This is a genomic window from Streptomyces tremellae, from assembly GCF_039540215.1.
GTDB lineage: Bacteria > Actinomycetota > Actinomycetes > Streptomycetales > Streptomycetaceae > Streptomyces > Streptomyces tremellae.
In genome coordinates, this window is sequence record NZ_BAABEP010000001.1 from 323177 (window position 1) to 337904 (window position 14728).

10 protein-coding genes are annotated in these 14728 nt (G+C 75.0%); 3 read left to right on the top strand and 7 right to left on the bottom strand.

Annotation, left to right across the window (positions count from 1 at the left end; genetic code table 11):
- Positions 1–61: 61 nt before the first annotated feature.
- The 3 genes from ABEA77_RS01445 to ABEA77_RS01455 form a co-directional block, all read right to left on the bottom strand.
- The gene (locus ABEA77_RS01445; protein ID WP_345640044.1) at positions 62–1276 is read right to left on the bottom strand and encodes an alkaline phosphatase family protein; all 1215 of its coding nucleotides are present in this window, start codon (positions 1274–1276) and stop codon (positions 62–64) included.
- Complete coding sequence (locus ABEA77_RS01450; protein ID WP_345640046.1) at positions 1273–1869, bottom strand: DUF5998 family protein; 597 nt, start codon at positions 1867–1869, stop codon at positions 1273–1275. Before ABEA77_RS01450 ends, ABEA77_RS01445 begins: the two co-directional genes overlap by 4 nt.
- 69 nt (positions 1870–1938) lie before the next feature.
- The gene (locus ABEA77_RS01455; RefSeq protein WP_345640048.1) at positions 1939–4791 is read right to left on the bottom strand and encodes a bifunctional acetate--CoA ligase family protein/GNAT family N-acetyltransferase; all 2853 of its coding nucleotides are present in this window, start codon (positions 4789–4791) and stop codon (positions 1939–1941) included.
- 92 nt (positions 4792–4883) lie between these two features.
- On the opposite strand from ABEA77_RS01455, the gene ABEA77_RS01460 reads away from it, so the two are divergent.
- On the top strand, positions 4884–5165 hold the full coding sequence (locus ABEA77_RS01460) for an HPr family phosphocarrier protein (protein ID WP_345640049.1): 282 nt from the start codon (positions 4884–4886) through the stop codon (positions 5163–5165).
- A gap of 91 nt (positions 5166–5256) precedes the next feature.
- Here ABEA77_RS01460 and ABEA77_RS01465 read toward each other — a convergent pair whose 3' ends face one another.
- Complete coding sequence (locus ABEA77_RS01465; protein ID WP_345640201.1) at positions 5257–6618, bottom strand: M16 family metallopeptidase; 1362 nt, start codon at positions 6616–6618, stop codon at positions 5257–5259.
- A gap of 17 nt (positions 6619–6635) precedes the next feature.
- Positions 6636–7997 carry a M16 family metallopeptidase gene (locus ABEA77_RS01470; RefSeq protein WP_345640051.1) on the bottom strand — a complete coding sequence of 454 codons (1362 nt, stop codon included), beginning with the start codon at positions 7995–7997 and terminating at the stop codon, positions 6636–6638.
- A gap of 372 nt (positions 7998–8369) precedes the next feature.
- On the opposite strand from ABEA77_RS01470, the gene ABEA77_RS01475 reads away from it, so the two are divergent.
- Positions 8370–10823, top strand: coding sequence for a DNA gyrase/topoisomerase IV subunit A (locus ABEA77_RS01475; RefSeq protein WP_345640052.1), 2454 nt, complete (start codon positions 8370–8372; stop codon positions 10821–10823).
- A 157-nt stretch (positions 10824–10980) separates the two neighbouring features.
- Here the strand turns inward: ABEA77_RS01475 and ABEA77_RS01480 are convergent, their stop codons facing one another.
- On the bottom strand, positions 10981–12054 hold the full coding sequence (locus ABEA77_RS01480) for a CobW family GTP-binding protein (RefSeq protein ID WP_425588183.1): 1074 nt from the start codon (positions 12052–12054) through the stop codon (positions 10981–10983).
- Between the two features lie 159 nt (positions 12055–12213).
- Positions 12214–13371 carry a citrate/2-methylcitrate synthase gene (locus tag ABEA77_RS01485; RefSeq protein WP_345640054.1) on the bottom strand — a complete coding sequence of 386 codons (1158 nt, stop codon included), beginning with the start codon at positions 13369–13371 and terminating at the stop codon, positions 12214–12216.
- Between the two features lie 97 nt (positions 13372–13468).
- Between ABEA77_RS01485 and ABEA77_RS01490 the strand changes: the two genes are divergently transcribed.
- Entirely contained in the window at positions 13469–14722 is a 1254-nt protein-coding gene (locus ABEA77_RS01490; protein ID WP_345640055.1) for a citrate synthase, read from the top strand.
- Positions 14723–14728 lie beyond the last annotated feature (6 nt).

Consider the following 14728-nt stretch of genomic DNA (forward strand, 5'->3'; position numbering starts at 1 on the left):
GAATCGGGGCGGGCGGGCGGGGATCTCGCGCACGCCCGCGGCCCGCCGGGCACGGGGCGGGCTAAGTGCGGACTTCGAGGAGCGGTACGAGCTGTTCGACGGGCGTCATCGAGCCGTGCATGCCGGCCATGACCGACTCGCGCGGCTCGCGCTCCGACGCCGTGACGACGACATCGGCGCAGGCCGCCGCGACGACGTCGCCGATCCGCCCGTACGTGCGCTCGTCCACGGAGCCCGGCGGGCCGAACCAGCCGGCGGCGACGGCCTCGTCCCTGCCCGCCACCCAGAACCGGTCGCCGAGGACGTCGCGCCAGACGGCGAACACGTCGGCCGCCGCGCCGGGCACCGCGTAGACGTGGCGCGCGCGGCCCTCGCCGCCGAGGAGCGCGACCCCGGCGCGCAGCGCCCAGTCCTCGTCGAAGTCGATGCGCGACTCCTCGTCGAACGGGATGTCGATCATGCCGTGGTCGGCGGTGACGTACAGCGCGGAGCGCGGGGGCAGTGACTCGGCGAGCCGCTGGGCGAGCCGGTCCACGTAGGCCAGCTGGCCGCGCCAGGCGTCGGAGTCGACGCCGAAGCGGTGGCCGTTGCTGTCGACCTCGCTGTAGTACGTGTACACGAGCGAGCGGTCGCCCGCGGCGAGTTCCTCGGCCGCGGCGTCCATCCGGTCCTCGCCCGCGAGCTTCCCCCGGTAGGTGCCGCCGCTCAGCGCGACCTTCGTCAGCGGGGTGGACTCGAAGGACGGCGCCGAGACCTGCGCCGTGTGCACGCCCGCCGCGTGCGCGGCGGCGAAGACGGTGGGGTGGGGCTGCCAGGCGTGCGGGTCGGTCCACGGCTTCCACCGCAGCTGGTTCATGAGCACGTCCTTGGCGGGGTCCCGCACCGTGTAGCCGAGCAGGCCGTGGGCGCCGGGCACCGTGCCCGTGCCGACGGAGGCGAGGGAGGTCGCCGTGGTGGAGGGGAAGCCCGCGGTGAGGGGGCGGCCCGTGCCGCCGCGCGACGTGCCGAGGAGTGAGGTGAGGAACGGCGCCTCGCCGGGGTGCGCCCTGATCTGCTCCCAGCCGAGGCCGTCGACGAGGAAGACGCAGTTGCGGTCGGCGGGCGCGAGTTCCCCGATGGCGGCCGTGCAGCCGGGTACGCCCTGGCCGGCGGCGAGCGTCGGCAGCAGGTCGGCGAGGGAGCCCGAGCCGTAGGCGGGCAGCGGCGCGGTGGCCGGGTCGAGTTGCTCGGGCTCGGCCGCCGCGGCGGGGGCGGGCCATTCGATGCCGTCGGTCATGCGCGGCCGGCCGCCGGGCCCGCGGTGGCCTCGGAGAGCGCCTGCGCGAAGGCGAGGGTCTCCTTGACGGCCTCGATGCCGTCGCCCGCCTCGCTGACCCTGAGGCTCAGGTCGTCGGCGGTGGAGTTGCCCGTGTAGCCGTGGTCGGCCTCGCAGTCGGGGTCGCCGCAGGCCGCGGGCTCCAGGTCGATGCGCGAGACGGCGCCCCAGCCGATGGTGAGGACGACCTCGCGGGGCAGGGTGCCCGGCGTGTACGACTCCGGGTTGGCGACGACCCGGCTGACGACGACGGACGAGATGCGGTCGCGCTTGACCGACTCGGTCGACGTGGTGGCGTACGGCGTCGGCGAACCGGAGTCGGCGGCCTGCTCGTCGGTGTGGCTGACGATGAACCGGCGCTCCGTCAGGACCAGGACCGTGACATGGCGGCGCACCTCGTTCGCGTCGAACGTGGTCTCCTGGTGCACCAGATACGACGCGATCCGCTCGCCGCCGACGGCGGCCTCCACCGCCTCGGCCACGAGGGCGGGGTAGTAGCCGCTGCGCTCGATCGCCGTGCGCAGCCCCTGGGTCGTCGTGCCGGTCTTCGCCATGGCCCCCATCCTACGGGGGCGGCCCGGCCGCCCCGGCACCCGCGCGGCGGCCGGGGAGGGCCCCCGCGCTCAGTACTCGGGCAGCCGCCTCGGCCCGAGGTCGTCGAGCGCGGGCGGCGGCGCGAGCCGGGTGTGCGCGTCCAGCACGGTCAGACCGCCGGTCGCCACCACGACGGGATCGAGGGTGAGCGACACGATCTCGGGATGGTCGTCCACGAGGCGCGAGACCCGCAGCAGCAGTTCGGTGAGCGCTTGGGTGTCGACCGGGTCGGCACCGCGCCAGCCGAACAGCAGCGGCGCGGTCCTGATGGACCTGATCAGCTCGGCGGCCTCCCGGTCGGTGGTGGGGATCAGCCGGTGCCCGAGGTCGCCGAGGAGTTCGGAGGGCGCGCCCGCGAGGCCGAAGGACAGCACGGCGCCCGCGGCCGGGTCGAGGGTGGCGCGTACCACGGTGTCGACGCCGCGCGGCGCCATCGCCTGGACGACGGGCCGCAGTTCCGCGGGCGCGCCGAGCGCGGCCGTCAGGTCGCGGTACGCGGCACGCAGCTGGGCCTCGTCGCCGAGCCCGAGCCGTACCCCGCCGAGGTCGGCGCGGTGGCGCAGATGGGGCGCGGTGGTCTTCAGCGCGACCGGGTACCCCACCTCGCGCGCGGCCCGCACGGCCTCGTCGGCGTCCGGCGCGGGCCTGGTGCCGAGCACGCGGATGCCGTAGTGGCCGAGGAGCGCGCGGCAGTCCGCGTCGGCGAGCGCGGTGCCCTGCGGGGCGCCCGGTCCCGCGAGCACCCGGGCGACCAGCGCCCCGGCCGCCGCCGCGTCGATGTCGTCGTACTCCGGCACACGCCCGGGCTCGGCCGCCTCGCGCCGCCAGCGCGCGTACTCGGCGGCGACGGACAGCGCACGCGCGGCGCGCTCGGCGGCCGGGTAGGCGGGGATCCTCGGCTCCTTCGGCACGGGCGCGGGCTCCGGGGGCGGCCCCGCGTGCGGCGCGCGGTCCCCGGCCGCGACGTGGGAGGCCGCGTCTCCCGGCGCTTCGGAGGGGCCCGCGGGGGCCCGCGGCGGGGCCGGTGCGGTGCCGGCCGCGGCGGAGAGCGCCTCGGCGAGGCCGCCGATCTCGACGTACACGACCGCGACGGGCTTCGCAGGGGAGGCGGCGGCCGCCTCGCGCAGGGCCGCGGCGAGCGCGCCGCCCGCCGTGGGCGACTCGGTGCCGACGCGCGGGATCGCGGTGACGACGACCGCGTCGCACTCCGGGTCGTGCAGCGCCGCCGCAAGGCCCGCGCGGTAGTCCTCGGCCGTCGCGGAGGTGGTCAGGTCGCTCGGCGGCAGCGGGCGCAGCCCCTCCGTGAGGCAGGCGTCGTAGGTGAGCAGGCCGAGCGACTCGGAGTTGCCGACGATCGCCACGCGCGGTCCCGCGGGCAGCGGCTGGCCCGCGAGCAGGAGCCCGGCGTCGACGAGTTCCGTGACGGTGTCGGCGCGCAGCACGCCGGCCTGGCGCAGCAGCGCGGAGACCGTCGCGTCCGGGATGCGGGTCACGGGTACCGCGTGGCCCTGCGGCATGGAGCCGCTGTGCCGGGCGCCCTTGACGACCACGACGGGCTTGGCGGCCGCGGTGCGCCGGGCGAGGCGGGTGAACTTGCGCGGGTTGCCGATGGATTCGAGGTACATGAGGACGACGTCGGTGTCCGGGTCCTCGAAGCCGTACTGGAGGAAGTCGTTGCCTGACACGTCCGCGCGGTTGCCCGCCGAGATGAACGAGGAGAGGCCGGCGCCGCGCCGGTGCAGCCCGGAGAGCAGCGCGATGCCGATCGCGCCCGACTGGGTGAAGAGGCCGATCCGGCCGCGCGCGGGCGGGGTCGGCGCGAGCGACGCGTTGAGCCGCACGCCGTCGGCCGTGTTGACGATGCCGAAGGCGTTCGGGCCGATGATCCGCATGCCGTACGTGCGCGCCCTGCGCACCAGGTCGCGCTGGCGCGCCCGGCCCTCTGCGCCGCTCTCCGCGTAGCCCGCCGACAGCACGACAAGGCCCTGCACGCCGTGCTCCCCGCAGTCCGTGACGACCTCGGGCACCCGCTCGGCCGGCACCGCGACGACCGCGAGGTCGACAGGACCAGGCAGCTCGGCGACGGCGCGCGCCGCGGGCACCCCGTCGATCTCTGTGGTGCCGGGCGGGAAGGCCGCGTTGACCGCGTACATGCGGCCTCGGTAGCCGCCCGCGAGCAGATTGCGCAGGACGCTGCGGCCGACGCCGCCCACCTCGCGGCCCGCCCCGACGACGGCGACGGCGCCCGGCGCGAGGAGGCGCTGCACCGAGCGCGCCTCCGCGCGCTGCTCACGGCCGCGCTGCACGGCGAGGGAACGCTCCGTGGGCTCCAGGTCGAGCGTCAGCCGGACCGCGCCGTCCTCGAAGCTGCGGCGCTGGGTGAACCCGGCGTCCATGAACACCTTGATCATCTTGCCGTTCTGCGGCAGGACCTCGGCGGCGAAGCGCCTGATGCCCCGCTCGCGCGCGACGGCCGCGATGTGTTCGAGGAGCGCGGAGGCGACGCCGCGCCCCTGGTGGGTGTCCTGGACGAGGAACGCGACCTCGGCCTCGTCGGCCGCGGCCCCGGAGGCCGCGCGCCCGTCGGCGCCGACGCGGTCGTAGCGGACGGTCGCGATGATCTCGCCGCCGACGGTCATCGCGAGCCCCACCCGGTCGACGTAGTCGTGGTGGGTGAAACGGTGGACGTCCTTGTCGGACAGGCGCGGGTAGGGCGCGAAGAAGCGGTAGTACTTCGACTCGTCCGAGACGTGCTCGTAGAAGCTCACCAGGCGGCCCGCGTCGGCGGGCGTCATGGGCCTGATCCTGGCGGTGCCGCCGTCGCGCAGGACCACGTCCGCTTCCCAGTGCGCCGGGTAGGCCGTCTCGGAGGGCATCTCCATGACGAAAGCCTACGGCGGGGCACCTCCGGTGGCCTCGGCGGCAGGTGCGATACTGGTCTAGACAACCTCTGGCAGATCCGAAGGGCAACACCATGGCTGAGCGCCGTGTCAACGTCGGTTGGGCCGAGGGCTTGCACGCCCGCCCCGCCTCCATCTTCGTCCGCGCCGCGACCGCCTCCGGCGTGCCCGTGACCATCGCCAAGGCCGACGGCTCCCCCGTCAACGCCGCGTCGATGCTCGCGGTGCTCGGCCTGGGTGCCCAGGGCGGCGAGGAGATCGTCCTCGCCTCGGACGCCGAGGGTGCGGACACCGCGCTCGACCGGCTGGCGAAGCTGGTCTCCGAGGGCCTCGACGAGCTGCCCGAGACCGTCTGAACACCCGGGGCCCCCGGCCCCGGCACCGCGGCAGGACCCGGGCCCGGCGCATGCGCGCCGGGCCCGGGTGCCGTCTGCCGCGGCCGGGGCGCTAGACCACCGACACGGGGCCGATGCCCAGCGCCTCCACCGGCTCCTTGATGCGGGCCGCGTCGCCGACGAGCACCGTGACCAGGCGGTCGACGGGGAAGGCCGCCACCGCGGCCGCCGTCGCCTCGACCGTGCCGGTCTCCGCGAGGCGCGCGTACATCTGCGCCTGGAAGTCGTCGGGCAGGTGCTGCTCGACCTGGTCGGCGAGGGTGCCGGCGACGGACGCCGCCGTCTCGTACTTGAGCGGGGCGACCCCCACGAGGTTCTGCACGGCGACGTCGCGCTCGGCGTCCGTCAGGCCCTCGGCCGCCAGGGTGCGCAGCACCTTCCACAGGTCGTCGAGCGCGGGCCCCGTCGACTCGGTGTCCACGGACCCGCTGATCGCGAGGAGCGAGGCGCCCGTGCCGTCGGCGGCGGAGCGCAGCACCTGGCCGAAGGCCCGCACGCCGTACGTGTAGCCCTTCTCCTCGCGCAGCACCCGGTCGAGCCGCGAGGTGAGCGTGCCGCCGAGGCAGTACGTGCCGAGCACCTGCGCGGGCCACACCCGGTCGTGCCGGTCGGGGCCGACCCGGCCGAGGAGCAGCTGTGTCTGCACGGCGCCCGGCCGGTCCACGATCACCACGCGGCCGGTGTCGTCCGCGGTGATCGCCGGCACGGGGCGCGGCGAGCCCGGGCCGCCGGCCCAGGCGCCGAGCGTGTCGGCGAGCACCTGGTCCAGGTCGACCCCTGTCAGGTCGCCGACCACGACTGCGGTGGCCGTCGCTGGGCGCACATGCGCCTCGTAGAAGGCGCGGACACCGGCGGCGTCGATGCGCGCGACGGTCTCCTCGGTGCCCTGGCGGGGCCGCGACATGCGCAGCGACGCGGGGAACAGCTCCTTGGAGAGCTGCTTGGCGGCGCGGCGGCCGGGGTTCGCGGTCTCGTGCGGGATCTCGTCGAGCCGGTTGCGCACCAGCCGCTCGATCTCGCCCGGCGCGAAGGCCGGCGCCCGCAGCGCGTCCGCGACCAGTCCGAGCGCCTTCGGCAGGCGGCGCACGGGCACTTCGAGGGAGACCCGGACGCCGGGGTGGTCCGCGTGGGCGTCGAGGGTGGCGCCGCAGCGCTCCAGCTCGGCCGCGAAGTCCTCGGCGCTGAGCTTGTCGGTGCCCTCGGACAGGGCGCGCGCCATGATCGTGGCGACGCCGTCGAGCCCCTCGGGCTCCGCGTCGAGCGGCGCGTCGAGGCAGACCTCGACGGCGACGACCTGCTGTCCAGGGCGGTGGCAGCGCAGCACCGTGAGGCCGTTGGGCAGGGCGCCGCGCTCGGGCGCGGGGAACGCCCACGGCTTGGGCTCGCCCGGCACGGGCCGCGGGTGGAACTCCATGGTGACGTCGGCGCCGCTCACTCGGCCGCCCCTTCCTGCTCGTCGCTCTGCGCCGCGCCGTCCGCGGCCTCCTCCGCCGGCAGCGGCTCGTACACCAGGACGGCCCGGTTGTCGGGCCGCAGCCGGGCCGCGGCGACCGCCTTGACCTCGTCCGCGGTGATGTCGAGGACGCGCTGCACCGCGGTCAGCGCGAGCTGCGGGTCGCCGAACAGGACGGCGTACCTGCACAGTTCGTCGGCACGGTCGGCGACGGTACCGAGCCGGTCGAGCCACTCGCGCTCCAGCTGGGCCTGGGCGCGCTCCATCTCCTCGTCCGTGGGGCCCTCCTCGGCGAGGCGCGCGAGCTCCTCGTCGACGGCGGCCTCGATCTGCGGGATCTCGACCCCGGCGGACGTCTTGACGTCGAGCCAGCCGAGCGAGGGCGCCCCGGCGAGCCGCAGCAGGCCGAAGCCCGCGGCGACGGCGGTGCGGTCGCGCCGCACCAGGCGGTTGTGCAGGCGGGACGACTCGCCGCTGCCGAGGACGGTCAGCGCGAGGTCCGCCGCGTCGGCCTCCCGGGTGCCGTCGTGCGGCAGCCGGTAGGCGGCCATCAACGCGCGCGCGGGGACCTCCTCCCGGATCTCCTCGCGCAGTTCGCGGCCGATGATGTCGGGCAGCGAGCCGTCGCGCGGCGGCTGCTTGCCGTCGTGCGAGGGGATCGAGCCGAAGTACTTCTCGATCCAGGCGAGGGTCTGCTCCGGGTCGATGTCGCCGACGACGGACAGCACTGCGTTGTTGGGCGCGTAGTTGGTGCGGAAGAACGCGCGGGCGTCCTCAAGCGTGGCCGCGTCCAGGTCGGCCATGGAGCCGATGGGCGTGTGGTGGTACGGGTGGCCCTCGGGGTAGACGAGCGCGGTGAGGCGCTCGAAGGCGGTGCCGTAGGGGACGTTGTCGTAGCGCTGGCGGCGCTCGTTCTTGACGACGTCGCGCTGGTTCTCCATCGACTCCTCGTCGAGGGCGGCCAGCAGGGAGCCCATCCGGTCGGCCTCCAGCCACAGGGCGAGCTCCAGCTGGTGCGCGGGCATCGTCTCGAAGTAGTTGGTGCGCTCGAAGCTGGTGGTGCCGTTGAGGGAGCCGCCCGCGCCCTGCACCAGTTCGAAGTGGCCGTTGCCCTTCACCTGCGCGGAGCCCTGGAACATCAGGTGCTCGAAGAGGTGGGCGAGTCCCGTACGGCCCTTGACTTCGTGGCGTGAGCCGACGTCGTACCACAGGCAGACCGCGGCGACCGGAGTGAGGTGGTCCTCGGAGAGCACCACGCGCAGACCGTTGTCCAGACGGTGCTCGGTAGCTGTCAGGCCGCCTGAACCGGCCTGTTCGGTGGCCGTGTGACCCATGGGCATGTACGTCCCTTCGCTCGCGGTGAACTGTGCTGGTGCCAGCCTGCCACTGTAGGCAAGCCCGCCGTCGGCCGCCGGGCCCGCGAGAGGCTTCGACGGGTCTGCTACGGCGGTCCGCGCGGGCGCCGCTACGGCAGGTGCGGGCGTCCGCGTACGGCCCGGCGACGGTCTCCGCGGCCCCGGGCTGGCACGCGCGTACGGCACCGCGCCGCGTCGCGCGTACGCTCCGACGCGCGGGGACCGGCCCGGGTCGATTCCGGCGTTGTCCGTGGCGCGGTCCACAATGGTCCGTGTCAGCCCCAGAAGTTGTCGCCGAACCCGGCGCGCGCGTCGTCGTACGCGCCGCACTGTCTCTGTGAAGGAGCCGCAGCAGCGATGGCCCGCCGCAGCACGAAGACCCCGCCGCCCGAAGATTTCGAGGAGCGCATCCTCGACATCGACGTGGTCGATGAAATGCAGGCCTCCTACCTCGAGTACGCGTATTCGGTGATCTACTCGCGCGCCCTGCCGGACGCGCGGGACGGGCTGAAGCCGGTGCACCGCCGGATCGTGTACCAGATGAACGAGATGAACCTCCGCCCTGACCGCGGCTATGTGAAGTGCGCCCGGGTCGTCGGCGAGGTCATGGGCAAGCTGCACCCGCACGGCGACGCCTCGATCTACGACGCGCTGGTGCGCATGGCGCAGCCCTTCTCGATGCGGCTGCCGCTGGTCGACGGGCACGGCAACTTCGGCTCCCTGGGCAATGACGACCCGCCGGCCGCGATGCGGTACACCGAGTGCCGGATGGCCGACGCGACCTCGCTGATGACGGAGTCGATCGACGAGGACACCGTCGATTTCGAGGCGAACTACGACGGACAGGAGCGCGAGCCGCTCACGCTGCCGGCCGCCTATCCGAACCTCCTGGTCAACGGCGCTTCGGGGATCGCGGTCGGCATGGCGACGAACATGCCGCCGCACAACCTGGGCGAGGTCGTGCAAGCCGCCCGGCACCTGATCAAGCACCCGGGCGCGGACCTTGAGACCCTGATGCGGTTCGTGCCGGGCCCCGACCTGCCGACGGGCGGCCGGATCGTCGGGCTTTCGGGCGTGCAGGACGCGTACGCGACGGGCCGCGGCTCGTTCAAGATCAGGGCGACGGTCTCGGTGGAGGACGTGACCCCGCGCCGCAAGGGCCTCGTCGTCACGGAACTGCCGTTCACCGTCGGCCCCGAGAAGGTCATCGCCAAGATCAAGGACCTGGTGTCGGCGAAGAAGCTCCAGGGGATCGCCGACGTCAAGGACCTCACGGACCGGGAGCACGGGCTGCGGCTCGTCATCGAGGTCAAGAACGGCTTCGTGCCCGAGGCGCTGCTCGAACAGCTCTACAAGCTGACGCCGATGGAGGAGTCCTTCGGCATCAACAACGTCGCGCTGGTGGACGGCCAGCCGCTGACGCTCGGCCTCAAGGAGCTGCTTGAGGTCTACCTCGACCACCGGTTCTCGGTGGTGCGCAGGCGCAGCGAGTTCCGCCGCACGAAGCGGCGCGACCGGCTGCACCTGGTCGAGGGACTGCTGGTGGCGCTGCTCGACATCGACGAGGTCATCCGGCTGATTCGCCTCAGCGACAACTCCGCGCAGGCGAAGGAGCGCCTGATGGAGCACTTCTCGCTCTCCGACGTGCAGACGCAGTACATCCTCGACACGCCGCTGCGCCGGCTGACCCGCTTCGACCGGATCGAGCTGGAGAGCGAGCGGGACCGGCTCAACGCCGAGATCGAGGAGCTGACCCGGATCCTCGACTCCGACGCGGAGCTGCGGAAGGTCGTCTCGGCGGAGCTGGCCGCGGTGGCGAAGAAGTTCGGCACCCCGCGCCGTACGGTGCTGATCGAGGGCGGCGCCTCGGTCGCGGCGGTGCCGGTGCCGCTCCAGGTCGCGGACGACCCGTGCCGGGTGCTGCTGTCGTCGACGGGGCTGCTGGCCCGCACGGCCGACGACGGGCCGCTGCCCGCGGGCGACGGCAAGCGCGTCAAGCACGACGTGATCGTCTCCGCGGTCCCTGCGACCGCGCGCGGCGAGGTCGGCGCGGTCACCTCGTCGGGGCGGCTGCTGCGGGTGGCGGTGGTCGACCTGCCGCAGCTGCCCGAGATGTCCGGTGCGCCGAATCTCTCCGGCGGGGCGCCCGTCGCGGAGTTCCTCACGCTCGACGCCGACGAGTCGGTGGTCTGCCTGACCACGCTCGACGAGTCGTCGCCGGGCCTCGCGATCGGCACGCTCCAGGGCGTGGTGAAGCGGGTGGTGCCCGACTACCCGTCCAACAAGGACGAGTTGGAAGTCATCACGCTGAGGGAGGGCGACCGGATCGTCGGCGCGGCCGAGCTGCGCACCGGCGAGGAGGACCTGGTCTTCATCTCGTCCGACGCCCAGCTGCTGCGGTATCCGGCGGCGCAGGTGCGGCCGCAGGGGCGGCCGGCCGGTGGCATGACGGGCATCAAGCTGACCGAGGGGGCGCGGGTCCTCTCGTTCACCGCGGTCGACCCGGCCGCGGACGCGGTGGTGTTCACGGTCGCGGGCTCCCACGGCACGCTGGACGACTCGGCGCGCACTGCGAAGCTCACGCCGTTCGACCAGTACCCGCGCAAGGGCCGCGCCACGGGCGGTGTGCGCTGCCAGCGGTTCCTGAAGGGCGAGGACACGCTGGTCCTCGCGTGGGCGGGCGCGAGCCCGGTGCGGGCCGCGACGGCGGACGGCTCCGCCGCCGCCCTGCCCGAGCCCGACCCGCGCCGCGACGGCTCGGGCACGCCGCTGACCCACGAGGTCGCGGCGCTCGCGGGCCCGGCACACTGAGGCGGCGCCGCCCGTCCGGCCCCACGGGCCGGGCGGGCGGCCTGACGCCGTGTCGGGGACGCCGTGGCGCGCGGCTGCTGGGCCTGCGGCCTGCCGGCCCGCGTGCGGCGGCGCTCTCAGGCCATGCCCCGGGGGCGCGGGCGGTCCGGGCGCGCCGTCAGGCTTCGGGGGTCGCCACGTAGCGCAGGACGCCCCACATGGCAGGTTCGGCGTCGGGCGCGATCGCGCCCGACGCCGACTCCGTGGGCGCCGGGGCGCCGTCCCGTGTCTCGCACGCGGTGAGGGCCGAGGTCAGGGCGTCCTTGTCGATGCCCATGCCGATCAGGACGAGCTGGGTCAGGCGCTCGGCGCCGGGCGGCCAGGGCTCGGGGGTGAAGCGCAGGAAACGGCCGACCGCGTGCACGCCGTACCGGTTGCCAGGGTCCGCGGCGCCGAAGTCCACATAGCCCTTGATGCGGTAGAGGCCCTCGGGCCTGTCGTCGAGGAACGCCATCAGCCCGCGCGGGTCCATCGGCCGCCGCGCGGTGAACTCGGCGCTGTCGTAGGCGGCGTGCAGATGGGCGCCGTGGTCCTCGGGCGCGAGGAGGTCCTCGAACGACAGCTGGCCGAACGTCTCGCCCCGCGGCTGGCGGTCGAGCAGCAGGTCGGGGGCGAGGCGGCCGTGGGTCACGGCGACGGCGGGCACGCCGGGAGCCGCCTCCGCCACGGCGGCGTGGACCGCGGCGAGTCCCTCCTCCCCCGCCAGGTCCGCCTTGTTCAGCACCACCAGGTCCGCGACGGCGAGTTGGCCCCCGAGGCCCGGGTGGCGCTCGCGCACCGCCTCGAACTCGGCCGCGTCCACCACCTCGACGAGGCCGCCGTACCGTACGCGCGGGTTGTCGGAGGCGAGCAGCATCCGCACCAGTTCGCGGGGCTCGGCGAGGCCGCTCGCCTCGATGACGACGACGTCGATGCCGAGCGCGGGGTCGGTGAGCCGCTCCAGGTAGGCGTCGAGCTCGCTCGCGTCGACCGCGCAGCACAGGCAGCCGTTGCCGAGGGAGACCAGGGAGGAGCCGACCTGGCCCGCGACGGTCATCGCGTCGATCTCGATGGCGCCGAAGTCGTTGACGACGACGCCGATCCTGGTGCCGCGGCTCTCCCGGAGCAGGTGGTTGAGGACGGTGGTCTTGCCCGCCCCGAGGAACCCCGTGAGGAGGATGACCGGCACGGGCCCTTCCCGCACGGGCCGCAGGCCGCCGGGTCCGGCGGCCGTTCCGGACACGACGGGGCCGGGCTCGGCCGTTCCGGACGCGACGGGATCGGACTCGGCGGGATCGGGCTGCGGATCAGGCGTGGTCACGGGCCCCGATCGTAGTCGGAGGCCGGCCGCCGTCCGCGTCGGCGCCGCCCGTCACGGCGCGGGGACCGGCTGCGGGGGCGGCGGGCCCGCATAGCGGGCCGCCGGGCGGATGACCTTCGTGTCGCCGGCCTGCTCCAGGACGTTGGCGCTCCAGCCGACCACCCGCGCCACGGCGAAGGTCGGCGTGAACATGGCCCGCGGCAGTCTGCACTGCTCCATCACGACGCCCGCGTAGAACTCGACGTTGGTGTGGAGTTCGCGGCCCGGCTTGAGCTCGGCGAGGATCGCCTCCACGCGCTCCTCCACCTGGACGGCGAAGTCGGCGAGCGGGCCGCCGTGCTGCCGCGCGATGTCGCGCAGCAGCCGGGAGCGCGGGTCCTCGGTGCGGTAGACGGCGTGACCGAAGCCCATGATCCGCTCGCCCGCGAGGACCCGCTCCCTGATCCACGGGTCGATCCGGTCGACGGAGCCGATCACGTCGAGCGCGTCGAGGGCGCGGGCGGGCGCGCCGCCGTGCAGCGGCCCGGAGAACGCGCCGACCGCCCCGGTGAGGCAGGCGGCGAGGTCCGCGCCGGTGGCGGCGACGACCCGGGCGGTGAAGGTCGACGGGTTGAAGCCGTGGTCGATCGTGGCGACGAGGTACTGCTCGACGGCCCGTACGCGCGCGGGCTCCGGCTCACGGCCGGTCAGCATGTGCAGGTAGTCGGCCGCGTGGCCGAGGTCCTCACGGGGTGCGACGGGGGCGAGGCCGCGGCCGAGCCGGTGCAGCGAGGCCAGGATGGCGGGAACGGCTGCGCAGGCGGCGAGCGCGTCCTCGGCGCGGCGCGCGGGGTCGGTGTCGTACAGGGGGCGCAGGCCGGCGGCGGAGCCGTAGAGGGAGAGCGCCGTGCGCAGCCCGGTGAGCGGTCCTCCGCCCGCGCGGGCGATGGCCGGCAGGGCGTCGCGCACCGCGTCGGGGAGGCGGCGCAGCGCGGCGACCCGGGCGGCGAAGGCGGCCGACCTCTCGGCGTCGGGCAGCTCCCCGTGGAACATCAGGTGCCACACGTCCTCGAAGCCGCGGCGGCGCGCCAGCTCGATCGCCGAGTACTGGCGGTAGTGGTAGAAGCCCTCGCCGCCGCGCACGTCCCCGAGCGCGGTCTCGGTGACGACGACGCCCGCGAGCCCCCGGGGCACGTCGACGGTGGCCGGCTGCGGCCTGCTGTCCTGCATGGTCTCTCCTCCTCGGCTTGACTCGACTGTCCATGGTTGATGCATCGGCGTCAACCTTGATCCGATCAACGTACGAGAGTCTGTGTACGGTGATCTCATGACGGAGACGACGGGCGAGGGGCCCGCGGCCGGCGGCGCGCGGCTGACCACCCGGGAGGCCGCGCGGCGGCTCGGGGTGAAGCCCGAGACCGTGTACGCCTATGTCAGCCGCGGCCAGCTCACCAGCCGCCGCGACCCGGCGGGCCGGGGCAGCACCTTCGACCCGAGGGAGGTCGACGCGCTGGTGCGCAGGGGCCGCCGCGAGCCGTCCGCCGACCAGGACGCGAGCCTGCGGGTGAGCACCGGCATCACGCTCATCGAGGCTGACCACTACTGGTACCGCGGGGTGGACGCCGTGGAACTGGCCCGCCGCCATCCGTACGAGGAAGTCGCGGAGTGGCTCTGGACGGGCACGCTGCGGGCGGGGCTGCGCCTCCCCGCGCCCGCCGGCCCGCTGGCCGCCGCGCGGCGCGCGGTCGGGGCGCTGCCGCCGTACAGCGCGAGCACGGACCGGCTGCGGGTCGCGGCGGTCGCGGCGGCGGCCGCGGACCCGCTCCGCTTCGACCTGTCGCGGGAGGCGGTGCTCGGCACGGCGCGCTCGCTGATCCCGACGCTGGTGGACGCGCTGCCCCTGGCGGCGGGGACCGGCGGCGCCGAGGACGGGCCGCTGGCGGCCCGGCTGTGGTCCCGGCTGACGCCCAGGCCACCGAACACGCCCGCGCTGCGCGCGCTGGACACGGCGCTCACCCTGCTGATCGACCACGACCTCGCGGCCTCCACGCTGGCCGTGCGGGTGGCGGCGTCCGCCCGCGCCCATCCGTACGCGGTGGTCTCCGCGGGGCTCGGCGCGATGGACGGGCCGCTGCACGGCGCGGCGAGCGGTCCTGTGCACCGGATGCTGACCGAGGTGCTCGACCGGGGCGGCGCGGCGGCCGTGGTGGCGGACCATCTGCGGGCCGGGCGGGGCGTGCCGGGGCTCGGCCACCGGCTGTATCCGCGCCAGGACCCGCGCGCGACGGCCCTGTTCGAGGCGCTCGCCGCGGTGCCGGAGGCCGCGCCCGCGGTGGCGGCGGCGCGCGAGGTGGCGGCGGTGGCGGCGCGGCAGGACCCGTCGGGCGCCAATGTGGACCTGGCTCTCGGCGCGCTGACGGTGGCCGCGGGGATGGCGCCGGAGGCGGGCGAGACGGTGTTCGCGGTGGCCAGGACGGCGGGGTGGATCGCGCACGCGCTTGAGGAGTACGGCGAGCCGCCGCTGCGGATGCGGCCGAGCGGGCACTACACGGGGCCGCGTCCGCCCCGGCCGCTGCCCTGAGGCGGC

Bases quoted from the DNA above. Each gene is read 5' to 3' on its own strand.
- ABEA77_RS01445 (WP_345640044.1), bottom strand. From the start codon at position 1,276: ATGACCGACGGCATCGAATGGCCCGCCCCCGCCGCGGCGGCCGAGCCC.
- ABEA77_RS01450 (WP_345640046.1), bottom strand. From the start codon at position 1,869: ATGGCGAAGACCGGCACGACGACCCAGGGGCTGCGCACGGCGATCGAG.
- ABEA77_RS01455 (WP_345640048.1), bottom strand. From the start codon at position 4,791: ATGGAGATGCCCTCCGAGACGGCCTACCCGGCGCACTGGGAAGCGGAC.
- ABEA77_RS01460 (WP_345640049.1), top strand. From the start codon at position 4,884: ATGGCTGAGCGCCGTGTCAACGTCGGTTGGGCCGAGGGCTTGCACGCC.
- ABEA77_RS01465 (WP_345640201.1), bottom strand. From the start codon at position 6,618: ATGGAGTTCCACCCGCGGCCCGTGCCGGGCGAGCCCAAGCCGTGGGCG.
- ABEA77_RS01470 (WP_345640051.1), bottom strand. From the start codon at position 7,997: ATGCCCATGGGTCACACGGCCACCGAACAGGCCGGTTCAGGCGGCCTG.
- ABEA77_RS01475 (WP_345640052.1), top strand. From the start codon at position 8,370: ATGGCCCGCCGCAGCACGAAGACCCCGCCGCCCGAAGATTTCGAGGAG.
- ABEA77_RS01485 (WP_345640054.1), bottom strand. From the start codon at position 13,371: ATGCAGGACAGCAGGCCGCAGCCGGCCACCGTCGACGTGCCCCGGGGG.
- ABEA77_RS01490 (WP_345640055.1), top strand. From the start codon at position 13,469: ATGACGGAGACGACGGGCGAGGGGCCCGCGGCCGGCGGCGCGCGGCTG.